The 22246-nt window shown below is 72.0% G+C and carries 20 protein-coding genes; 2 read left to right on the top strand and 18 right to left on the bottom strand.

Features of this window, described 5'->3' with window-relative positions; genetic code table 11:
* Window positions 1-84: 84 nt before the first annotated feature.
* The 5 genes from NMK44_RS26515 to NMK44_RS26495 all read right to left on the bottom strand — a co-directional run bounded on the left by NMK44_RS26515 (window position 85) and on the right by NMK44_RS26495 (window position 4480).
* On the bottom strand, window positions 85-330 hold the full coding sequence (locus NMK44_RS26515; RefSeq protein WP_254747460.1) for a DUF397 domain-containing protein: 246 nt from the start codon (window positions 328-330) through the stop codon (window positions 85-87).
* A gap of 82 nt (window positions 331-412) precedes the next feature.
* Window positions 413-1579: a thiolase family protein gene (locus NMK44_RS26510; RefSeq protein WP_254747458.1), complete on the bottom strand. Its 1167-nt coding sequence runs from the start codon at window positions 1577-1579 to the stop codon at window positions 413-415.
* Window positions 1576-2637 carry a thiolase family protein gene (locus NMK44_RS26505; RefSeq protein ID WP_254747456.1) on the bottom strand — a complete coding sequence of 354 codons (1062 nt, stop codon included), beginning with the start codon at window positions 2635-2637 and terminating at the stop codon, window positions 1576-1578. Before NMK44_RS26505 ends, NMK44_RS26510 begins: the two co-directional genes overlap by 4 nt.
* The gene (locus tag NMK44_RS26500; protein ID WP_254747454.1) at window positions 2638-3606 is read right to left on the bottom strand and encodes a Zn-ribbon domain-containing OB-fold protein; all 969 of its coding nucleotides are present in this window, start codon (window positions 3604-3606) and stop codon (window positions 2638-2640) included.
* 67 nt (window positions 3607-3673) lie between these two features.
* On the bottom strand, window positions 3674-4480 hold the full coding sequence (locus tag NMK44_RS26495; protein ID WP_254747452.1) for a crotonase/enoyl-CoA hydratase family protein: 807 nt from the start codon (window positions 4478-4480) through the stop codon (window positions 3674-3676).
* Window positions 4481-4643: 163 nt separating this feature from the next.
* Here NMK44_RS26495 and NMK44_RS26490 point away from each other — a divergent pair, with 163 nt between their 5' ends.
* Window positions 4644-6269, top strand: coding sequence for an acyl-CoA synthetase (locus NMK44_RS26490; protein WP_254747450.1), 1626 nt, complete (start codon window positions 4644-4646; stop codon window positions 6267-6269).
* A gap of 10 nt (window positions 6270-6279) precedes the next feature.
* Here NMK44_RS26490 and NMK44_RS26485 read toward each other — a convergent pair whose 3' ends face one another.
* From NMK44_RS26485 to NMK44_RS26430, 12 genes are all read right to left on the bottom strand, one after another.
* Window positions 6280-6918 (bottom strand): chorismate mutase, encoded by a 639-nt coding sequence (locus NMK44_RS26485; protein ID WP_254747448.1) that lies wholly within the window; start codon window positions 6916-6918, stop codon window positions 6280-6282.
* Window positions 6919-6967: 49 nt separating this feature from the next.
* Window positions 6968-7657: an alpha/beta fold hydrolase gene (locus tag NMK44_RS26480; protein ID WP_254747446.1), complete on the bottom strand. Its 690-nt coding sequence runs from the start codon at window positions 7655-7657 to the stop codon at window positions 6968-6970.
* Between the two features lie 31 nt (window positions 7658-7688).
* Window positions 7689-9248: an acyl-CoA synthetase gene (locus NMK44_RS26475; RefSeq protein ID WP_254747444.1), complete on the bottom strand. Its 1560-nt coding sequence runs from the start codon at window positions 9246-9248 to the stop codon at window positions 7689-7691.
* Window positions 9249-9278: 30 nt separating this feature from the next.
* Window positions 9279-10382 (bottom strand): NAD(P)H-dependent flavin oxidoreductase, encoded by a 1104-nt coding sequence (locus NMK44_RS26470; protein WP_254747442.1) that lies wholly within the window; start codon window positions 10380-10382, stop codon window positions 9279-9281.
* Window positions 10383-10471: 89 nt separating this feature from the next.
* Window positions 10472-12028 (bottom strand): phytoene desaturase family protein, encoded by a 1557-nt coding sequence (locus tag NMK44_RS26465; RefSeq protein ID WP_254747440.1) that lies wholly within the window; start codon window positions 12026-12028, stop codon window positions 10472-10474.
* A 139-nt stretch (window positions 12029-12167) separates the two neighbouring features.
* A complete protein-coding gene (locus NMK44_RS26460; protein WP_254747438.1) occupies window positions 12168-14417 on the bottom strand; it encodes a serine/threonine-protein kinase in 2250 nt (749 codons plus the stop codon).
* Window positions 14399-15400 carry an oxygenase MpaB family protein gene (locus NMK44_RS26455; RefSeq protein ID WP_254747436.1) on the bottom strand — a complete coding sequence of 334 codons (1002 nt, stop codon included), beginning with the start codon at window positions 15398-15400 and terminating at the stop codon, window positions 14399-14401. Before NMK44_RS26455 ends, NMK44_RS26460 begins: the two co-directional genes overlap by 19 nt.
* Window positions 15401-15521: 121 nt before the next feature.
* Window positions 15522-16349, bottom strand: a complete 828-nt coding sequence (locus NMK44_RS26450; RefSeq protein WP_254747434.1) for a phosphotransferase family protein — start codon at window positions 16347-16349, stop codon at window positions 15522-15524.
* Between the two features lie 277 nt (window positions 16350-16626).
* Window positions 16627-16803, bottom strand: coding sequence for a hypothetical protein (locus tag NMK44_RS26445; protein WP_254747432.1), 177 nt, complete (start codon window positions 16801-16803; stop codon window positions 16627-16629).
* Complete coding sequence (locus NMK44_RS26440; protein ID WP_308358564.1) at window positions 16803-17276, bottom strand: hypothetical protein; 474 nt, start codon at window positions 17274-17276, stop codon at window positions 16803-16805. The genes NMK44_RS26445 and NMK44_RS26440 overlap by 1 nt, the downstream gene beginning before the upstream one ends.
* Before the next feature lie 269 nt (window positions 17277-17545).
* Window positions 17546-18763 (bottom strand): helix-turn-helix domain-containing protein, encoded by a 1218-nt coding sequence (locus tag NMK44_RS26435; RefSeq protein ID WP_254747428.1) that lies wholly within the window; start codon window positions 18761-18763, stop codon window positions 17546-17548.
* A gap of 509 nt (window positions 18764-19272) precedes the next feature.
* A complete protein-coding gene (locus NMK44_RS26430) occupies window positions 19273-20004 on the bottom strand; it encodes an SDR family oxidoreductase (RefSeq protein WP_254747426.1) in 732 nt (243 codons plus the stop codon).
* 95 nt (window positions 20005-20099) lie between these two features.
* Between NMK44_RS26430 and NMK44_RS26425 the strand changes: the two genes are divergently transcribed.
* The gene (locus tag NMK44_RS26425) at window positions 20100-20951 is read left to right on the top strand and encodes a LysR family transcriptional regulator (protein ID WP_254747424.1); all 852 of its coding nucleotides are present in this window, start codon (window positions 20100-20102) and stop codon (window positions 20949-20951) included.
* A gap of 25 nt (window positions 20952-20976) precedes the next feature.
* Here NMK44_RS26425 and NMK44_RS26420 read toward each other — a convergent pair whose 3' ends face one another.
* On the bottom strand, window positions 20977-22155 hold the full coding sequence (locus NMK44_RS26420; protein WP_254747422.1) for an acyl-CoA dehydrogenase family protein: 1179 nt from the start codon (window positions 22153-22155) through the stop codon (window positions 20977-20979).
* Window positions 22156-22246 lie beyond the last annotated feature (91 nt).

Genomic DNA, 22246 nt, shown 5'->3' with positions numbered 1-22246 from the left:
CCGTACCGGGCGGGCCCCCCCGGCGGCGGGCGGGCCCCCCCGCGTGTCGCGGGGCGCCCCGGCCGACGGTTTCGGGCTCAGCTCTTACGTGAGGTCGAACTCCCCGTCCCGCGCGCCCACCACGAAGGCGCGCCACTCGGCCGGGGTGAAGATCAGCGCCGAGTCCTCGGTGCGCCGGCCGTGGCGCATCGCGATGAACCCCTCCACGAAGGCGATCTCCACATCGCCCACCCCCTGACTGCCGGAGCGCCACTGGGCGCCCGTCAGATCGAGGTCGGGCTTCTCCCAGCCGGAGGTGAGGGGATGTTCGGTGGTGGTGATCTCGGCCACGGCCTGGCTCCTCCCGGATCGTCGTCCGCGCTCCACCCTAGCGATCGTGGCCGGTGCCGCACAGGCCACGAAAGAAGTACGCTCACCCGGTCGGCGGCGCGTCCCCCACCACCCACATGGCGAAGAACTGGGACCCCCCGCCGTAGGCGTGGCCCAGTGCCGTGCGGGCGCCTTCGACCTGGTGTTCCCCGGCCTCACCGCGCACCTGGAGCGCTGCCTCGGCGAAGCGGATCATGCCGGAGGCCCCGATGGGGTTGGTGGAGAGCACTCCGCCCGAGGGGTTGACCGGCAGTTCGCCGTCGAGTTCGGTGATCCCGGACTCCACCAGCTTCCAGCCCTCGCCCTCGGCGGCGAAGCCCAGGTTCTCCAGCCACATCGGCTCGTACCAGCTGAACGGCACATACATCTCGACGGCGTCGATCTGACGGCGCGGATCGGTGATCCCGGCCTGCCGGTAGACATCGGCAGCGCAGTCCCGCCCCGCCCGCGGGGAGACGCAGTCCTTGCCCGCGAAGAGGGTGGGTTCGCTGCGCATGGCTCCGCCGTGCATCCAGGCACAGGGACGCGGGGCACGGGCGGCCCCGGCGCGGTCGGTGAGCACCATGGCGCAGGCACCGTCGGAGGACGGGCAGGTCTCGGAGTAGCGGATGGGGTCCCACAGCATGGGCGAGGACCGCACCTTCTCCAGGGTGAGCCCGCGTTCATGCAGATGCGCGTAGGGGTTGCGCAGCGCGTTACGGCGGTCCTTGTAGGCCACGAGGGCGCCGGTCCCGGCGGGCGCGCCGGTGCGCCGCATATAGGCCCGCACATGGGGTGCGAAGAAGCCGCCCGCCCCGGCCAGCAGCGGCTGCTGGAACGGCACCGGCAGGGACAGCCCCCACATGGCGTTGGACTCGGACTGCTTCTCGAAGGCGAGGGTGAGCACGGTCCGGTGGATCCGGGCGGCCACCTGGGTGGCGGCCACCAGTGCGGTGGAGCCGCCGACCGAGCCCGCGGTGTGCACGCGCAGCAGGGGTTTGCCGACCGCACCGAGCGCGTCGGCGAGGTACAGCTCCGGCATCATGACGCCCTCGAAGAAGTCCGGGGCCTTGCCGATGACCACGGCGTCGATGTCCGCCCACGTCAACTCGGCGTCCTCCAGGGCGCGCAGGGCCGCCTCGCGGACCAGTCCGGCGAGTGAGACGTCCCGGCGGGCCGCGGTGTGCTGGGTCTGGCCGACTCCGACGACGGCCACCGGCTCCTTGCTCAACTCGGCTCTCCTTCCAGGACCGCCACCAGGTTCTGCTGGAGGCAGGGGCCCGAGGTGGCGTGGGCCAGGGCCCGGTCGGAGCCACCGCGGTGGATGGCGGCGGCGGCCTCCCCGAGCCGGATCAGCCCCGCGGCCATCATGGGGTTGGCGGCGAGCGCGCCGCCGGACGGATTGACCCGGACGTCCGCGCCGAGCCGCAGCTCACGGCGGAGGAGCACCTCCTGCGAGGTGAACGGCGCATGCAGTTCCGCGGTGTCCACGGGCGCGTCGAAGGCGCCCGCGCGCTCGGCGGCCAGCCGGGTGGACGGGGAGCGGGTGAGTTCGCGTACGCCCAGGGCGTGCGGTTCGACCCGGTGGTCGATCCCGCGGATCCAGGCGGGGCGGGGGCACAGTCCGCGGGCGGTGTCCCCGGCGGCGAGCACCACGGCCGCCGCGCCGTCACCGATCGGCGGACAGTCGTGGCGGCGCAGCGGACGGACCAGGTAGGGGGTGTCCAGCAGCGGTCCGGGCGCGGCCGAACCGGAGAGCTGGGCGTGCGGGTTGGCCTCGGCTGCGGTCCGGCTGCGGTGGGCGACCCCGGCCAGCGCGCGTTCGTCGGTCTCGCCCGCGTCGATGAGCGCCTGGGCCTGGAGGGCGGCCAGGGAGACCGAGTCCGGCCACAAGGGCGCCAGGTAGTACGGATCGAGCTGACGGGTCAGCACCTCGCGCAGATCACCGGGCGAGGACTTGCCGTAGGAGTACACCAGCGCGGTGTCGGCCTCGCCGGTCAGCAGCTTGGTCCACGCCTCGTGCAGCGCCCAGGCGCCGTCCATCTCCACATGGGACTCGGAGATCGGCGGCCAGGCTCCCACGCCGTCCAGGGCCATGGTGAACGAGAAGGCGCGGCCCGCGAGGTAGTCGGAGGAGCCGGAGCAGGTGAAGCCGATCTCCCCGGCGGTGAGTCCGACGTCGTCCAGCACCCGGCGCAGGACGGGCATCAGCATCTCCACCTCGGAGACGTCCGAGGTGTCGGGCCGGTGGTCGCTCTGGGCGAAGGCGACGATGGCAACCTCGCGCATCTACAACAGCTCCTTGTAGGTGTCGTAGTCGGCGTCGGGTTCGCCGGTGGGCCGGTAGTGGTCGGGGTAGCGGCCGTCCTCGGTCCACACCGGCGTCACCCGCAGTCCCATCCGCACCTGGTCGTAGGGGATGCCCGCGATCCGGCCGTGGAGGGCGAGCCCGGCGCCGTCCAGGGCGATGTGCGCGTAGACGTACGGCACCTCGATGTCCAGGTTCTTGGCCTTGATGTTCACGATGCAGAAGGTGGTGACGGTGCCGTGCGGGCCGACCTCGACCTGTTCGGCGGTGGCGACCCCGCAGGTGGGGCAGGCACCCCGGGGCGGGACATACACCTTCCGGCAGGAGGGGCAGCGCTCCCCGACGGTCCTGCGTCCGGCGAGGGCGGCGAGGAAGCGGGTCTGAGCGCGGCCGGGCGCGTAGGTGTAGTCCAGCCGCGCGGGTGCCACGATGCCGCGTACGGGCTCGGTGAACTCACCGCTGTGCGGGGCGGGTCCGGCCGCGGGAGCGGCGGCGTCCCCGTCCGGGGTGAAGCAGGCGATGTCGGTGATGGCGCCGGTGCGCCGCTCGGCCCAGCGGATCCGCACCCGCATCCCGGTGCGCACCGCCTCGGGTCCGGGTGCGTCGAGGGCGTGCAGCAGGGCGGTGTCGGCGCCGTCGAGCCGGACGAGCACCCAGGCGAAGGGGGTGTCCAGGGGCTGGCCGCGGCTCGGGGAGGGGTTCCAGGCCCAAGTGGTGACGGTGCCGGTGGGGGCGACCTCGACCAGGTCGCGCAGTTCCGCGGCGGTGACCGGGTCGTACTCGACGGGCGGGACGAGCACCCGGCCGTCGGTGGTGCGGACCCCGAGCACGGTGCGTTCACGCAGCCCGGTGAGGAAGTCGCTCTGGACCGGTCCGAGGGAGCGGGTGAAGGGGAACTCGACGACCAGGGGGGCCCGGAGGGCCTCGGAGGAGGAGGGAGCCGGGGTCATGGGTGGGGTCTCCTTCTGTCCGGCGGATGCGGACCGGTCGGGTGCGCGGGGTGTGCGCGGCGGCGGATCAGGCCCGCCGGTAGACCGGCGGCCGCTTCTCGGCGAAGGCGCGGGAGCCCTCCTTGGCGTCGGCGGTGTCGAAGACCGGCCAGCCGCGCTCGAGTTCGGACCGCAAGCCCTCGGCCTCGGTCATCCCGGCGGTCTCGTAGACGGATGCCTTGACCGCCTCGACCGCCAGCGGACCGTTGGCGTTGATCAGCCCGGCGATCTCCAGCGCCTTGTCCAGTGCTGTGCCGTCCTCGACGACATGGCCGATCAGCCCGATCCGCGCGGCCTCCTCGGCGGGGTAGGGCCGTCCGGTGAGCAGCATCTCCAGGGCGTGGGTGTGCGGCACCTGCCGGGCCAGCCGCACCGTGGAGCCGCCGATGGGGAAGAGTCCGCGGCGCACCTCGTAGAGGCCGAAGGTGGCGCCGCGCCCGGCGACGCGGATGTCGGTGCCCTGGAGGATCTCGGTGCCGCCCGCCACACAGTGGCCCTCGACGGCGGCGATCACCGGTTTGCGCGGCCGGTGGTGGCGCAGCATGGCCTTCCAGTGGAGGTCGGGGTCGTCCTTCAGGCGGTCGCGGTAGTGGTCGCCGGCCATCCGGCCGCCGCCCGCGAGCGCCTTGAGGTCCATTCCGGCGCAGAACACACCGCCCGCGCCGGTGAGCACCACCGAGCGCACGGTGTCGTCAGCGTCGGCCTCCAGCCAGCCGTCGTACAGCCCCACCAGCATCGGCAGCGAGAGGGCGTTCCTGGCCTCGGGGCGGTTGAGGGTGAGTACGAGCGTGGCGCCCACACGCTCCACCACGAGGTGTTCGGTCCCGCTTGTCACGGCAGTCCTCCCGTCTCGACGCCAACAGGTTGCAGGAGCCGGGGAGCGACTTCAAGAGTTAGCTGACGTCTCGTCAGATTTCTTCGCCGTGGCCCTTCCCACCTCTCCCCCGCGGGACTGTAATGAGCGCCGAGCCCGCCCGATGCCAGGTCAGGAGGAGCCCGTGGAGTACAACCTTGCCGACCTGTTCGAGTCGGTCGCCGATACGGTGCCCGGCCGCGAGGCCCTGGTCCACCTCGACCACCCCGGCACCGGACGGGAGCGGCGGCTGACCTACGCGGGCCTCGACGAGGCGGCCAACCGGATCGGCCACCACCTGCGGGACAGCGGGATACGCCCCGGTGAGCACGTGGGTCTCCATCTCTACAACGGGGTGGAATATCTCCAGACCACACTGGCCTGTCTGAAGATCCGCGCCGTACCGGTGAACGTCAACTACCGCTACACCGAGGAGGAGTTGGTTCATCTCTACCGGGACGCCGATCTGGCCGCCCTGGTCTTCGACGCCGAGTTCGGCGAGCGGGTGGCCGCTGCGGCACCGCGCGCCGAGACCCTGCGCCACCTCCTGCGGGTCGGCGACGACGGCCATCCGGGTCCCGCGTCGGCGGTGCGGTTCACCGACGCCGAGACGGCCGGTTCCGCGGCCCGTGGCTTCGGTCCGCGCTCCGCGGACGACCGCTTCATCATCTACACCGGCGGCACCACCGGACTGCCCAAGGGGGTGATGTGGCGCCAGGAGGACCTGTTCTTCTCCGGGCTCGGCGGTGGCGCGCCCACCGGGGAGCCCGTCAGCCGCCCGGAGGAGCTGGCCGAGCGGGTGGCGGCGGGCGGCGAGGGGCTGGTCTTCTTCCCCACCCCGCCGCTGATGCACGGCACCTCCACCCTCACCGCGTTCATCGCCTTCCACTTCGGCCAGAAGGTGGTCCTGCACCGCAGGTTCGCCCCCGAGGAGGTGCTGAGGACCATCGCGAAGGAGCGGGTCACCAGTGTCTCGCTGGTGGGTGACGCGATGCTGCGTCCGCTGATCGACGCGCTGAGCGGCCCTCTCGGGGACCTCGACCGCTCCTCGCTCATCGCCGTCAGCAGTTCGGGGGCGATCCTGTCGGACACCGTGCGCGCCCGGTTCGCCGAACTGGTGCCGCACGCGATGCTGCTCAACAACTTCGGTTCCTCGGAGTCCGGCTTCAACGGCACGGCCACCGAGGACTCCGGTCCCGAGAAGGGCTTCCGGCTGCGGGTCAACTCCCGTACCGCCGTGGTCGATCCGGTGACACTGGAGCCCGCGGCGCCTGGTGTGCCCGGCCGTCTCGCCCAGCGCGGCCATGTCCCGCTCGGCTACTACAACGACCCCAAGAAGACCGCCGAGACCTTTTTCGCGGTGCGCGGGGAACGCTGGGTGCTGCTCGGGGACATGGCGACGGTCGACGAGGACGGTGTGGTCACGGTCCTGGGCCGTGGCTCCCAGTGCGTCAACACCGGTGGTGAGAAGGTCTATCCGGAAGAGGTCGAACAGGCCCTCAAGGCCCATCCGGACGTGTACGACGCACTGGTGGCGGGCGTTCCGGACGAGCGCTGGGGCCAGCGCGTGGCGGCCGTCGTCCAGCCCCGGGAGGGGGTGACCTCGCTGACCGCCGACGCGGTCAGGGAGCACTGCCGCGCCCGGCTCGCCGGCTACAAGATCCCCCGCACCGTCGTCTTCACCGACCGGATCCAGCGCTCCCCCAGCGGCAAGGCCGACTACCGCTGGGCGCGGGCGACGGCCGCCGCCGCGACGCCGTCCGGCGGCTGAGGGGTCCCGCTCAGCGGGTGGCGGTCGTCCCGTCTGCGCACACCGACGGCAGGGCCCGCGCCAGGGCGGCCGTGTGCAGGACGTCCAGCCGCTTCTCCCGGACCGTGGCCAGCGCCCCGGCGGCCAGCCGTCCCGCACACGAGGGGGCGGTGCGTGCGGCGGCCGAGTCGGCGATGGCACGCACCAGTTCGCCGTTGATCCGGTTGATCTCCCGCCGGACCCGGGAGAGATCGGGGCGTTCGGCGGGCGCCCGCGAGGGATCGGCGTCCCAGCGGCGGAGGAGGGCGCGCTGCACCACCTTGTTCGCCTCGATCTGGTCGCGGAAGATCCGTACCGTCGCGGCCGGGTCACCGCCCAGCTCCGTGGCCTGGCGGGCCACGTCCTCCAGCACCTGCCGCTCCCGCGCGGGGTCGTCCACCGGGCTGTCCGTACCCCATTTGGCGGCGGCCACCTCGTCCGCGGTCAGCAGCCGCTCGGCGGACCGCTCCACCAGCGGCAGCAGCCGGGACGGTGCGGCGGCGGTACGGTCCCGCGCGGTGGCGGCCGGGGCCGCGACGGCGCCGGTGGCACCCGTGACGCCCGTGGCCAGCAGTGCGGTGGTGACGGCCGCGATGAGCGCGCGGCGCGGGGCGGACGGGAACGGTCGCACGGAAGGACCTCCTCGGCAGGGGACTCGACGCCATTGTCCCGGCACGCCGTCACGGTTCCAGGAACGCGCCGACGGCGGCCAGGAACTCCTCCGGACGCTCCTGGTGGACGAGATGACCCGCGTCGATGGTCACCAGACGGCAGTCGGGTATCCGCTCGGCCATATCGGCCAGCAGCGACTGCGGGATGTGGCTGGCCGGTCCGCCGCCGATCACCAGGGTCGGGGCGGTGATGGCCGAAAGCCCCTCCGTCCAGGCCGGGTCGGGGGCGTTGCGGGCCTCGGTGAACTGGGTCTTCACGGCCCAGTCGAAGACCAGCCGCCCCGCGGGGCGCGGCGGCACCGGGAGCGGTGGGTCCTGGGGCAGCAGGGGCGGGGCGTCCTCCAGCACCAGCCGTTCCACCAGGTGCGGATGGCGCTGGGCGAGGAGGTAGGCGACCACCCCGCCGTAGGAGTGTCCGATCACGGTGACGGAGGTCAGACCGAGGGCGGCCAGGAAGCCGGCGACATCGTCCCGCACCGGCCCGAGCGCGTACTCCCCCGGCCAGTCGCTCGTCCCGTGGCCCCGCAGGTCGAGCGCGTACACCCGGCGGCCCTCGGCGAGCCGCGGCGCGACGGTGAGCCAGTCGACGCCGCCCTCGCCGAGACCGTGCAGCAGCAGGACCGGCGGGGCGCCCGCCGCGCCCCACACCCGGTACACCAGCTCGATCCCGTCCACCTCGACGCTGTCAAGTGTGTGCATGGGGCAGAGGATACGGCTGCTTTACCCATGGTTACATGGGTCGCTCACGACCTTCCCAGTACGGCTCCCGCAGCCGCCGCTTGTAGAGCTTGCCGTTGGGGTCGCGCGGCATCTCGGCGATGAACTCCACGGACCGGGGGCGTTTGAAGCCCGCGAGCCGCTGGGCGCAGTGGGTGAGCAGTTCCTCGGCGAGCGCGGGGACCGGTGCATGCCCCTCGGAGGGTTCGACGACCGCCTTGACCTCCTCGCCCCAGTCGTCGTGCGGAACGCCGAAGACGGCCGCGTCGGCCACGGCGGGATGGGTGAGCAGCGCGGCCTCTATCTCGGCCGGGTAGATGTTGACCCCGCCGGAGATGATCATGTCGATCTTGCGGTCGCGCAGGAAGAGATAGCCGTCCTCGTCGAGGAGGCCGAGGTCACCCACGGTGAAGTAGTCACCGATGCGGTTCTTGCGGGTCTTCCCCTCGTCCTGGTGGTAGGAGAAGCCACCGGTGCTCATCTTCATGTAGACGGTGCCGACCGCACCGGCCGGGAGCCGCTCACCGTCGTCGTCGAAGACGGCCAGTTCGCTGATGGGCCACGGTCTGCCCACGGTGCCGGGCTTCTTGAGCCAGTCCTCGGCGGTGGCGAAGGCGCCCCCGCCCTCGCTCGCCGCGTAGTACTCCTCCACGCACCGTCCCCACCAGTCGATCATCGCGCGCTTGATGTGGTCGGGGCAGGGCGCGGCGCCATGGATGGCGTGGCGCATCGAGGACACGTCGTAGGAGCGGCGCACCTGTTCGGGCAGGGCCAGCAGCCGGTGGAACTGGGTGGGGACCATATGGGTATGGGTGCAGCGATGGGCGGCGATCAGCCGCAGCATCTCCTCGGGTGTCCAGCGGTCCATGACCACCAGGGGGTGGCCGATATGCAGGGAGGAGGCCGCGAACTGGAGGACCGCGGTGTGGTAGAGCGGTGAGCACACCAGATGTACATGGTCGGGTTCCTCGGCGCGCGGCACGATGCCGAAGATGCGGAGGAATCCGCCGAGGTGGCTCTCCTCGGGGAGCTTTCCGGTCAGCGGACGCCGGATACCGCGCGGGCGGCCGGTGGTGCCGGAGGTGTAGTTCATCACCCAGCCCAGTTCACGGTCGGCGGGCGGTTCCCCCGACTGGCCGTTGAGCAGGGCGGCGTACGGGCGGAAGCCCTCGATGTGCCCCACCGCGTGGCGGCGTTCGGCGGGCAGCCCGGCCTGGTCCGCGGCGGCGGTGGCGCGGTCGGCGTACCGTTCGTGGGCGATCAGCACCTTGGCGCCGGAGTCGGCCACGATCCAGGCGATCTCGGGGCCGACCAGATGGTGGTTGACGGGGACGAGGTACAGCCCGGCCTGGGTGGCGGCCAGCGCGGCGGTGAGGAACTCGGGCCCGTTGGGCAGCACGACGGCGAACGCGTCACCGCGCCGCAGCCCGGCCGCGCGCAACCCGCCGACCAGCCGGTTGCACGCGGTGTGCAACCGGCCCGCGGTCCACTCCTCGCCGTCGGGAGCCACCAGGACGGTACGGTCCGGCTCCTGTGCGGCCTGGGCCCAGAAGCCGTGCGGAATCTCGCTCATCGGTCCTTCGCCCTCCTCACGCCCGTCCGGTCACGCCCGTCCGGCGATGCGGTTGATGCGGTCGATGGCACGCTCGAATCCTCGGGTCAGGTCGTCGACGACGGCCCGGACGCTGCGGGTGGTCTCCATGCGGCCGACGATCTGGCCGACCGGGGTGCCGAGCAGCGGTTCCACCTCGTACTTCTGGATGCGGGAGACCGCCTCGGCGACCAGCAGCCCCTGGAGCGGCATGGGCAGCGGGTCCGGTCCCTCCGGGTCCTCCCAGGCGTCGGTCCACGCGGTGCGCAACTGGCGGGCGGGTTTACCGGTGAGCGCGCGGGAGCGCACGGTGTCCCCCGAGCCGGCCGCCAGCAGTTTCCGGGTGAGGGCGGCCGAGTGCAGTCCGGCCTCCTCGGTGGTGAGCCAGACCGAGCCCAGCCAGACGCCCTGGGCGCCGAGCGCGAGTCCGGCGGCGGCCTGTTCACCGCTGCCGATACCGCCGGCCGCGAGCACCGGCAGGGGATCCACCGCGCGCACCACCTCGGGGGTGAGCACCATGGTGGCGATCTCGCCGGTGTGGCCGCCCGCCTCGTAGCCCTGCGCGACGACGATGTCGACCCCCGCCTCCTGGTGACGGCGGGCGTGGCGGGCGCTGCCCGCGAGCGCGGCCACCAGGATGCCGTGGCCGTGGGCGCGGTCGATGACATCGGCGGGCGGTGAACCGAGCGCGTTCGCCAGCAGTCTGACGGGGTAGTCGAAGGCCACGTCGAGCTGGCTGCGGGCCACCTTCTCCAGCCAGCCGGTGATCCGCCAGCCGGATGCCTCGCCCTCGGGCAGCTCCGGCACCCCGTGTCCGGCCAGGGTGTCCGCCACGAAGCGGCGGTGCCCCTCGGGGATCATCTCCTCGATGTCCGCCTCGCTCACCCCCGCCACCTGGCGGGCGGGCATCACCACGTCCAGACCGTAGGGCAGGCCGTCGGTGTGCCGCTCCATCCAGTCCAGATCGCGGGCCAGCTCCCCGGCCTCGCCGTAGCGCACCGCGCCGAGCACCCCGAAGCCACCGGCCCGGGTGATCGCCGCGGCGACGGCGGGGAACGGGGTGAAGCCGAAGATGGCGTGTTCCACGCCCAGCCGTGTGCTCAGCTCCGTTCTCATGGGCGGCAGGATGCCGCAGGGGACCGGACGAGGGAAGAGTTTTTCTGACGGAACGTCAGATCTGCTTCAGATCTGTGGCACCCCGGTGTTCAGCGCTCCAGCACGGCCATGGCCGCGTTGTGCCCGGGGATCCCGCTCACCCCGCCGCCGCGCACCGCGCCCGCCCCGCACAGCAGCACATTGGCGTGGCCGGTCTCCACGCCCCAGCGGCCGGTGCCCTCCTGGGCGTAGGGGAAGGCCAGGTCCCGGTGGAAGATGTTGCCGCCGGGCAGCCGGAGTTCACGGTCCAGGTCCAGCGGACTCTTGGCCTCGATACACGGCATCCCGTCGGCGTCGGTGGCCAGACAGTCCGCCAGCGGCTCGGCGAGATGGCCGTCGAGCTCCGCGAGTGTGGCCTCCAGCAGCGTCGCGAGCCTCGCGTCGTGGTCCTCGGCGAACAGCCGGGCCGGGGTGTGCAGTCCGAACAGCGTCAGCGTCTGATAGCCCCGGGCCGCCAGATCCGGGCCCAGGATCGACGGATCGGTGAGCGAGTGGCAGTAGATCTCCGACGGCGGACGGCGCGGCAACTCCCCCGCTGCGGCCTGCCGGTAGGCGTCCTCCAGCGCCCCGTACCCCTCGGCGATATGGAACGTCCCGGAGAATGCCTCGCGCGGATCGGCGTCCGGATCGCGCAGCGCGGGCAGCCGCCGCAGCAGCATGTTCACCTTGAGCTGCGCTCCCTCGGCGGGCGGGGCGGGCGGGTCCTCGCCCAGCAGCCGCGCCAGCTCCCGTGGCGCGGCGCCCACCAGCACATACCGGGCGGCGGCCACGCCCTCGCCGGTGTCGCCCGTGTGGCTCACCTCCGCCGCGCTGCCGTCGGTGGCGATCGCGGTCACCTCACGCCCGGTCTCGATCCGGGCGCCCGCCGCACGGGCCGCCTCCGCGAGCGCGTCGGTGAGCGCGCCCATCCCGCCGACCGGTACGTCCCAGTCGCCGGTGCCGCCGCCGATCACGTGGTAGAGGAAGCAGCGGTTCTGACGCAACGACGGATCGTGGGCATGGGCGAACGTGCCGATCAGCGCGTCGGTGAGGACCACGCCACGGACCAGGTCGTCCTCGAACGCGTCCTCGATCGCCTCTCCGACCGGCCGCTCGAACAGCGCCTCCCACGCCGCGTCGTCGGCGATCCGGGACCGGAGCGCCTCCCGGGTCGGCAGCGGTTCGGTCAGCGTCGGGAAGACCCGTTCGGCGACGCGCTGAGTCATCCCGTAGAAGCGCTGCCACGCGGTGAACTCACGGTCGGAGCCGGTCAGCCGCGCGAACGCCTCCCGGGTGCGCCCGCCGCCCGCGGTGTCCACCAGCAGCCCGGTCGGGCGTCCGTCGCGCACGGCCGGGGTGTACGACGACACCGCGCGCCCGCGCACCGCGAAGCGCAGCCCCAGGTCGTCCACGATCCGCCGGGGCAACAGGCTGACCAGGTAGGAGTAGCGCGAGAGCCGCGCGTCCACCCCGGCGAACGGCCGGGTGGACACCGCCGCTCCCCCGGTGTGGTCCAGACGTTCCAGCACCAGCACACTGCGTCCGGCGCGGGCGAGATAGGCGGCGGCGACCAGCCCGTTGTGCCCGCCGCCGACGATGACGACGTCGTACGCCTCATGGTGAGCCATGCCCTCTCCCTAGCACGCCCCCCGGCCGGGGACCAGACCGCCCCGCCGGGGGCGCGGCGGCGCGGAGGCAGAGGTCCGGGACCTCAGCGTTCCCGGCGCGGCGGGCGCCCGGCCATCCGTCGCCCCCAGGCGGTGGTGGTCAGCCGTAGGCGCGGTGTTCGGTGGTCGTGGGGTGGTGGGGGGCCATGGGTGCGGGACGGCGGCCCAGTTGCTCCAGGCAGTGGGACTCATCGGCGCGGCCGGCCACCGTGTCGGGGTGGTCGGGCCCCAGCACCCGGGCCCGGACCCGGGCGACCCGGCGGTATCCGGCCAGCGCGTCCCACCAGCGGCCCAGCCAGCCGAGCGCCACGGCCACCTCCCGTTCGCTGACCAGGGTGTCGGGATGGTCCGGGCCGAGGGTGCGCTCACGCAGGGCCCGTACCTCGCGCGCCTCGGCGAGGGCCTCCGTCCAGCGCCCGAGGCGGCCGAGGTTGACACCGAGGCCATGCCGGGCGCGCAGGGTCTCCGGATGCGCGGCGCCCTGGGCACGGGTGCGGTCCGCGACGAGGGCGCGGTAGACCGTCAGCGCCTCCGCCGCGCGGTGCAGCCGCCCGAGGCTGATGCCCACCTCGTAGCGGGCGGCGAAGGTGTCCGGGTGGTCCGGGCCGAGCGACCGGGCCCGGGCATCGGCCACCTCGCGGTAGCCGCCCAGCGCCTCCTCCCAGCGGTCGAGCCGCCCGAGGGCGTACGCCACCTCCGAGCGGGTGACCAGGGTGTCGGGGTGGTCGGCGCCCAGCACCCGGGCCCGCGCGGCGGCCACCTCGCACGCCATCCGGTAGGCGTCCTGATGGCGGCCCAGACGCCCCAGGTTGAACGCGAGGTTGTGGCGGCAGCGCAGGGTGTCGGGGTGGTCGGCGCCCATGGTCCGCTCACGGATGGTGAGCACGGCGGCGTAGATCCGGTGGGCCTCGGTGTGGTGGCCGAGGCGGCCGAGGGTGAACGCGGTCTCCTGGCGGGCGGCGAGCGTATCGGGGTGGCCGGGGCCCAGCACCCGTTCACGGGCCGCCGCGACCTCGGCGTACCCGCGCAGCGCCTGGCCGGGGTGGTCCAGACGGCCCAGGGCGAAGGCGATCTCGTAGCGGCTGGCGAGGGTGTCGGGGTGGTCGGGGCCGAGCAGCCGTTCGCGCTCGGTGGCCACCGCGCGGTGCAGCCGGGCCGCCTCCCGCCAGCGGCCGAGCCGCCCCAGGCGCAGTCCGGCCCGGTGACGCTCAGCGAGCCGCAGGACGGCCTCCGGCGCCGGGGTGTGGAGCGGCGCCACGGGCGGATGCGCTGCCACGGCCCCCGAAGGGACAGCCGCCGCGAGGTCCACCGGCGGAGCGGGCGACAGTACGGAACGGGGGCCGGTCCAGGCACCCGTGAGCACCGCGGGCGGATCCGGCGGGGTGGACCGTCCGGCGGCCGTGCCGCCCGCCGGGGAGCCGGTGGTCATCCGCTCGGCCCAGACCGGAAGCCGGGGCCCCGGCACCCGGACGGCCCGCTCCCCGGCCACCGGGAACCGGACGGTCCGCGCCACCGCGATCCGCTCGGCGAGGTCGGTGGCGTCGCGGGGACGGGACTCCGGGTCCTTGGCGAGCAGATCGAGCACCACCCGCTCGAACCGGTCGGGCAGCTCGGGGCGGTGGCTCCGGAGCGGGACGGGCGCGGTGTCCCGGTGGCCGACCAGGATCGCCCACGCGTCCCCGAGGTCGAACGGCGGTGCCCCGGTGGCCAGTTCGTACAGCACACAGCCCAGTGAGTACAGATCGCTGCGGTGGTCGACGGCACCGCCCACGATCTGCTCGGGCGACATGTAGTGCGGAGTCCCCATGGCCACACCGGTACCGGTGAGCCGGGACGTGGGACCGATGCCGTGACCGGGGCGGGCGATGCCGAAGTCGCAGAGCTTCACCCCGCCGTCGGCGAGCCGCATGATGTTGGCCGGTTTCAGATCGCGGTGCACGATGCCCTGTTGATGGGTGTAGGCGAGGGCGGCGGCGACCTGGCCGGCGATGTCCAGGACGTCCGGCACCGGCAGCGGCCGGTGGTCGTTGTCCTCCAGCAGCCGACCGAGGTCGCGCCCCTCCAGCAGCTCCATGACGAGGAAGAGCACGCCCTCGTCCTCGCCGAAGTCATGGACCACGGTCACCCCGCGGTGCTGGAGCGCCGCGGCAACCCGCGCCTCGCGCCGGAACCGCTCCCGCAGCACATCGCCGATCGCCTCGTCGTGTCGCGGCCCCAGCGGTTTGAGGCACTTGACGGCGACGCGACGGCCGAGCGCCTCGTCCCGCGCCCGCCACACCTCGCCCATCCCCCCGCGCCCGATCAGATCGAGCAGTCGGTACCGGCCCTTGATCAGCCTGGTGTCCGCCATTCTTCTCCTGCCTTCGGCGGAAGGTGCTCCCTTCCACCGCCCCCGTGGATGCCGCTCGCGCCTCTCGCCGCGACCGGCCCGTCCCCGCTGTCCAGTATGGCCGCGTTTCTGCGGAGTTTGTAGGGCGAGGGGCGCGTACCGGGACCGAGCCGCTCCATGGCGCGCAGGATGTGTTTGGGCGGGAGCTGCCAGCGCACCCTGGGCGGAATGCAGCGCAGCGCCCTGCCTGCCCCCCTCAACCGCCGGGTGACGACGGCGGGCGCGGGTGCGGGACGGCCGTACAGGGCGTGGGCGTACGAGGGCAGGGAGGCATAGGCCAGCGCGGCGAAGCGCCCCCAGATCGCCTCGCGCGCCGGGACCAGCAGGGCGTGAACCGGAGGCCGGCGCAGAAAGGCGTCCACCTCGCGCGCCTCGCGCGTGGCGGCGAGCCGGGGGCGCACCGCGCGGAAGTAGGCGGCCAACTCCCCGGTGCTGCCGGGAACCGCCGCCGGATCGAGCCCGACCAGCCGGGCCGCCTCGGTGTTCTCCGCGACGTAAGCGTCCGCCTGGGCATCGGTGAGCGGATAGCCGGAGCGCCGGGTCACCTGGAGGTAGGAGTCGATCGCGGCACAGTGCACCCACAGCAGCAGTTCGGGCTCGTCGACACCGAGCCGGGCACCGGTGGCGGGATCGGTCAGGGAGAGCCTGCGGTGGATACCGCGGACCCGGGCCCCGGCGCGCTCGGCGGCCTCGGTGGTGCCGTAGGTGGTGGTGGCGACGAACCGCGCGGTACGGAGCAGCCGCCCCCAGGCGTCCTCACGGAAGTCGGAGTTCTGGGTGACCCCGCGGACAGCGAGCGGATGCAGCGCCTGGAGGTACAGGGCGCGCACCCCAGCGATCCACATCACGGGATCGCCATGGAGCTGCCATGTCACGGATCTCGGGCCGTACAGCCCCGCGTCGGTGCCGTGGACGCCGTGGGAGCCGGACAACGGGGCCGCCATGACCACCACCTCCTGCGGGCCAGGCTATCCCCGGCCCGGCGGGCCGGACCTCGGCGCCTGGTGGGACCACACCATCGGTCACGACGCGTTGCGGAGCACCGAATGACGACTCCCTCTGAGTTCATTGCAGCGATGGCGGCTTCCTGGTGGCCGCGGCCCAGTCGTATGCGAGCAGATGCCGAAACCGGCGGTTGCTCGGCTCCGCGTCCTTCTCCCCGACCGCTGCCGTCCAGTGCCGGCAGGTGGCCATCACGAACGCCCGAACCGCTTGCTCGTCTGCCTGACGCCAGCTCGTGAAGTTGCCCAACCACGCCAGAGCCTCGGTCGGAGACTGCTCGCACTCCATGAGCCGCACCGCGGTGTAGGCCGGGTCCACCCAGGCCGGGCCGATCGCGGGCATAGCCCAGTCCACCACGTACGCCTTGTCCGCATCGCTGTTGATCAGAATGTTGTGCGGGTTCGTATCGGTGTGCAGCAGACAGGTCCCTGCCAGGCGCTCGGCCTCGCCGGGCTCGAGAAAATCCTCGAGCCGGTCCGCCAACCGCGGAATGGGGAAGCCGGGGGTCGGCAGGTTCTGCATGCGCTGGAGCGTGAAGGTGACGGCGTCCATATCCGCGGATCCGGGGCCGAGGTCGGCGTGCCGGCCGGGAACACAGGTGAAAGCCAGTGCCAGCCAGCCTCCGGCGTCAAACCGGTGGCGGATGGTGGGGCTGATACCGCCGACGGTGGGGTTGATCTGCTCCTCGCAGCGGAGTGCCGCCATCCCGTCCGCGTCGCTGTGGCGGACGCCCTTGAGGAAGAGGGTGCCGTTTGCCGTGGTGAGAATCAGGGCGACGGCGCAGTTCAGGCCCTCCGCCACGGTCTCCGCTGCGGCCACCGCTCCCGTGCGATCCTCCACCGCGGTGCGGAACTCGCCCGGAAGGTCGTCCCACTCAATGCGCTCGATCACGCTTTCTCCCTCGGGTGCGGGATCGGGGTGCCGGTTGCCCGACACCCCTTCCGGCTTCTTTTCTACTGGGTGGCGCCGCACTTGCGACAGCGGTTCTTGCCGCTCCAGCCCACCCATTCGTGGTCGCAGTTGCTCAGGATCATTCGTCCTCCTCAGGTCGGTTCCTGCATCGACATCCCGTCCGGCTCCGTCAGTGGCCAGGCGGGGGTCTGGAGCGTGGACCGCTGGGACCGCCTGTCCAGTACGGGGGCCAGGCCACCCAGCGGCCCACCCCGGTCTACGGGGTGGGCTCCCGGGCCTGCCGGGTGGCCGCGTTGTACGCGGCGAGCAGGGCCTCGCCGGGCTCGCACACAGCCCCGGGCGTCCGGCACACCGGGCAGCACGCGGCGTGCTCGATCGCCGCACGCCACTCCTCCTCGGCCGCGGGCAGGACCACGGTCTGCCGCCCGTCCATCAGACGCCCGGGCCGCGGCGCAGCGCTTCGAGAAGTACCACCGGGTCGTGCCGCCGGTACTCGGAGGCATGGCGGGCGCAGGCGTAGACGGCGCCGCCGATACTGCCGCCTTCCGCACCGACGAGCACCGGTTCGTCGGTCGGCAGCTGACAGCGGACGCAGAGCTGGCGCCCTTCGACGCGGGGGCCGTGTTCGGCGTGGTCCGCGGCGACCAGAGCTTCCCGGAGCAGCCGGGCGTCGGTCAGGTACCGGTCGGGGCCGATCGGTACGCGCCAGTGGGTGTTGCCCTTGTGGGAGGGCTCGGTCCAGTCGACCGGGGGTACACCGAGGTACGTCACTTCGTCGGCCAGTTCGCATAGGACGCGGCTTCCGCGGAGGTGCCAGCCGGCGGCGGAGCCGATGGCGACGAGCCAGTAGAAGGTGCCGTAGCTGTCTTGGATGACGGCACCGGTGTCGTCGCCGAGCAGGCTCAAGGCACGTTCCCCGACGGCCGGCGTGACGCGGACGGCGTCCCACCACTTCCCCACGGGTAACGGTTCAACGTCCGCTGCGAACGGCGGTTGCCACGGCATGGTTCTGGTCGTCATATGCGAGCCCCTGGTATCGAACGGAGGCGGTGCCGATCTCCCCTGGGGGACTCACGATCGGCACCGCTGTCCAGCGGCACGCAACTTAGGGATGTCAGGCGTGTTCAGACAGTGACGAGGTGTCCGACTTTCCGGCCCAGGTAGGACACACCGCCCTACTGGTCCAGGTGGAGCCGGTCAGCCAGTTGCGTCACCGGAGACGCGCGACGCCGCTCCCTGCTGCGGAGTTCGGCCACAAGCTGCCGCGCGGTGCCGTGGTACCTCATCCACTCGGGCGCCTCCTCCTCAGCCTTCAGCAAAGCACGGGTGGCGGATTCGTCCCGGTGAAGCTCGGAGTACGCCAGGGCGCGGTCCACATGAAACCGAGCCCGCCACGTCGGCGGAAGCGAGCCGAGGTGCTGCACCGCGCGGGCCGTGGATACCGCCTCCACGCTCTTCCCCATCTCGACCTGGAAATTCACTCGCGCCACACCCACATTGGTAGGGCCGAACGGAGTGGCATAGTCGAGGCGATCTACCCCAATGCTTGCCGCGGCTCCCGTCGACAGCCTGAGCAACTCCTCCACCCTGTCGTACTTGCCCTCTCCTTGACGCACGGTCGCTGTGGCCGCGCGAAGCAGCAGAATTCCCCAAAGGGAGAGGTCAACCGGCTGAGAGCGAAAACCGGGGTTGATCTTGTCGGCATACGTCAGCGCTACGCGCTCGGCGTCCTCCAGCCGTCCCTGCTTCGTGAAGATCCATGCCAGGGTAGAGGCACCGATCGATTCGAGGTGCGGGTCATTGGAGCGCCTGGCCGCCTCAATGGCACGCTCCATGGCGGTGAACGCCGCATCTTCCTTGCCCAACGCGGTAAGAGCGGTCGCCGCCACCTGGTACGCCTCAGCCAGTACGGCCTGCGCGGCCGCCTGGTCACTGCCGTGATGAGCACGGGATGCGACGCGGGCGTCGCGGATGAGCTGAGGCAGGAGAGAGCCGATCGAGCCCATACGCCCCTCACGACGGATGACCTCCATCGATCGAAGCGAGGCACGCAGTGCTCCCACGGACGGCGGGTCCTCCGCGTCGGGGTCCTCACCGAGCAGGTCCGACAGTGGTGATACCGCCTGCCTCAGTGCGAGCACGGAGGGGGTGTCACCATCGGAGCGCACTTCAAATGTAGCCGGCTGCCCGATCAGTGCGGAGGTCTCGACATCCAGCGCGCGGGCGAGCTGGTTCAGCGTCGAAAGCCGCGCTGTTAACCGTCGGTTCTGCTCGAGCTTCCGCACGGTGTCCACCGATACGTCTGCGTGCTCGGCGAGTTGCTCTTGGGTCAGCTCGCGCCGCTCACGCAGTCGACCGATCCGATCGCCGATCGACTCATTCCCGTACTGCATGGGCACCCCTGCCAGATGGATGGTCCATCAACGCTACGCCGTTGGGGACGTCCCATACGAGGCCGTCATCCTGTCGGGTGATGGACAAGGCGTGGTGGACGCGCCGCAAAAGACGCCTCGGCACGTCGGCCCCAGTCGATGTGAGCCCGACGACCAGCACTTGACCTGGACCAACAGGGCTGAGCGCTTGCGAAGGAACGCGCATCGCCCTCTTCGGCGCCTTCCTGACCTACTCCCCAAACCAACGGGCCGTACGAAGGGAACACCAGGCCAAGACCTTCGCCGAAGCACTGACAGCGGTCGAGGAGCCGTTGCGACGGAACGCGGTAGCGGGAACCAAACGGTCACGCTGCTTGCAACCTGCGGTGAATTGCCATTCATGTTGGAACCAGTAGCGTTGCCGCCCCGGGCACCGGAGCGTCGGCCGGGGCGGCCGACGCAGTCGATGAACCTGTGGGAGACACGCGGACGAAGCCGCCTCACCCGGCGGGTGACGACCGCTGTGCACATCACCAGGGCACTACACCCGCGTCGTCGAAGAACTGGCCGGTCGGGCCGTCGTCGGGCAGGGTCGCAAGTTCGATGGCGATCGCCGCGCCCTGTTCGGGGGTGCGTACACCGTGGAAGCCGTTGAGGTCGGTCGCGACGTAGCCGGGGCAGCCGGCGTTGATCAGGATGTTCGTGCCGCTCAGCTCCCGGGCGTACTGCAGGGTGACGGCGTTCAGGAACGTCTTCGACGGCGCGTACGCCACGGCCACCGGACCCGTCCTCTGCTCAGCAGTGGTTCCTGACTGCAGGGTGAGGGAGCCGACACTGCTGGACATGTTCACGATCCGAGGTGAAGGAGAGCGGCGCAGCAGCGGCATCATCGTGTTGGTGACGCGGATGACGCCGATCACGTTGGTCTCCACGACCGTCCGGATGGTGGCGGGATCGATCCGAGTGGGCTCCTGCGGCATGCGGCCGGCGATGCCGGCGTTGTTGACGAGCACGTCGAGGCGCCCGGCCTGTTCCTCGATCAGCCGTGCGGCGGCGACGACGCTCGCGTCGTCGGTCACGTCCAGTGGTACGCCGAACGCGTCGACGCCGACCGCGCGCAGTCTCTCCACTGCGGCCTTACGACGCTCATCGTCGCGGGCGCCGACTCCGACGCTCCAGCCGAGGGCGCCAAGGCCCGCGGCGATCTCGTAGCCGATTCCCTTGTTCGCGCCGGTGACCAGCGCGATCGTTCGTTCACTCATGGGGACCATGCTGCCCTCGGACTCCGGCGGGGGGCCAAGACCGATAGGGTGGGAAACGATACCGTCCAGGTATTGATCCGGGGTAGCGTGGCCGGGTGGAGACCCGGGAACTGCGGTATTTCATCGCTGTCGCTGAAGAGCTGCACTTCGGGCGCGCCGCGCAGCGGCTCGGGATCGCGCAGCCGCCCCTGTCACGGGCGATCCAGCAGCTCGAACGCCGCCTCGGGGTAACGCTGCTGGACCGGACCAGCCGCACCGTCACGCTGACCGAGGCCGGTTCGGTGCTGATGACCGAGGGCCGGGCGGCCCTCGGCGCGGTCGACGCCGCTGAGCGCCGGACCCGCCACGCCGCCCTTTCCGCGACCGGGCGTCCCGGCCTGGTCCTGGTGACGAAAGCCAGCGCGTCCCGCGAACTGCTGGCGGAACTGCTCGATGCGTACGCCGCCGAACCCGGCGCGGCCGCCGTCGACGTCATCCTGTGCGGCCCGGCCGAGCAGGAACGACTTCTGCGCGAGGGCCGGGCCGATGTGGCGCTACTGCACCGGCCGTTCGACTCGACGGCCGGGTTCGACACCGAAGAGCTCAGCACGGAGGGCCAGGTCGTGGTCCTGCCGGCCGGGCATCCGCTCACTGTCCGGACCCATGTGCACATGGCCGACATCACCGGGCTGCCGGGCCTTCCGCTGCCACGTTGGCCTGGCCCGGACGGCGCCTACCTGCCCGGCCCCGGCCCGCGGGTCCGTGACTTCGCGCAGTTGTTGCAGCTCGTCGCGCTCGGCCGGGCTTGCGCGGTCTCACCGGAGTCGTGCCGGGCCCAACTGCCCGGTGACCTCGCCGCCGTGCCCGTGCTGGACGCGCCGAACGTCACCACCGTGATCGCCTGGCCACCGCACAGTCGGTCCAGAGCCGTCGCCGACCTTGTCCGCACGGCGACACGTCTCCGGTAGTTCTCAGCCCTGTGGTCACATCGGCTCAGCGCCGCACCCGCGGCATCCCCAGTCCGATCCAGGAGATGATCTCCCGCTGGACCTCGTTGTTGCCGCCGCCGAAGGTGAAGACCACGCTGCTGCGGTAGCCGCGTTCCAGTTCGCCGTGGAGCACCGCGCCCGCCGAGCCCTCCTTGAGGGGGCCCGCCGCGCCGACGATCTCCATCAGCCAGGCGTAGGCGTCACGGCGGGCCTCGGAGCCGTACACCTTGACGGCGGAGGCGTCCTGTGGGGTCAGGGTCTCGCGCTGGAGGGCGTCCACCATCTGCCAGTTGAGCAGTTTCATGGCGTCCAGCCGGGCGTGGGTACGGGCCAGCCGGGCGCGTACCCAGCCGAGATCGATCACCCGGCGGCCGTCGGCGAGTTTGGTGTCGGCGGCCCACTGCCGGACGCCGCGCAGGGCGCGGATGGCCATGGTGCCGTGGGCGGCGAGGGTGACGCGTTCATAGTTGAGCTGGGTGGTGATCATGCGCCAGCCCTCGTTCTCCTCGCCGACCCGGCGGTCCACCGGCACCCGGATGTCCTCGTAGTAGCTGGACGTGGTGTCGTGCGAGGCGAGGGTGGTGATGGGGGTGCAGGAGTAGCCGGGGTCGCGGGTCGGTACCAGCAGGATGCTGATGCCCTTGTGGGGCCGGGCGTCGGGGTCGGTGCGGACCGCGAGCCAGACCCAGTCGGCGGTGTCGCCGTTGGTGGTCCAGGTCTTCTGTCCGTTGACGACGTAGGTGTCGCCTTCGCGCACCGCGCGGGTCTTCAGCGAGGCGAGGTCGGTACCGGCGTCGGGTTCGCTGTAGCCGATGGCGAAGTCGATCTCACCGGAGAGGATCTTCGGCAGGAAGTACGCCTTCTGCTCCTCGGTGCCGTACCGCATCAGGGTGGGCCCGACGGTGTTGAGCGCCATGAGGGGCAGCGGTACGCCCGCCTGGGCGGCCTCGTCGAAGAAGATGAACTGCTCGACGGGGCCGAGACCGCGTCCGCCGTACTCCTGGGGCCAGCCGACGCCCAGCCAGCGGTCGGCGCCCAGGCGCCGGATGGTCTCGCGGTAGAACCGCTTCTGCCCGGCGGGATCCGCGTAGCGGGCGTAGGCGTTGTCGGGGACCAGCTCGGTGAAGTAGGTCCGCAGTTCGGCGCGCAACCGCCGCTGCTCAGGGGTGAATTCGAGGTCCACGGCCCCTCCTGGATTCTCACGTGTGCCGCGACGGCGGTGATGGGAGCGTCCTGGGATCGAGGGGCACGGTAGAACGTGTTCCACCAATGCG

This window comes from Streptomyces cucumeris (assembly GCF_024295805.1).
In the GTDB taxonomy this organism is placed as follows: domain Bacteria; phylum Actinomycetota; class Actinomycetes; order Streptomycetales; family Streptomycetaceae; genus Streptomyces; species Streptomyces cucumeris.
Note: the sequence above shows the minus strand (reverse complement) of the source record. Positions and strands in the feature narration are given on the sequence as shown.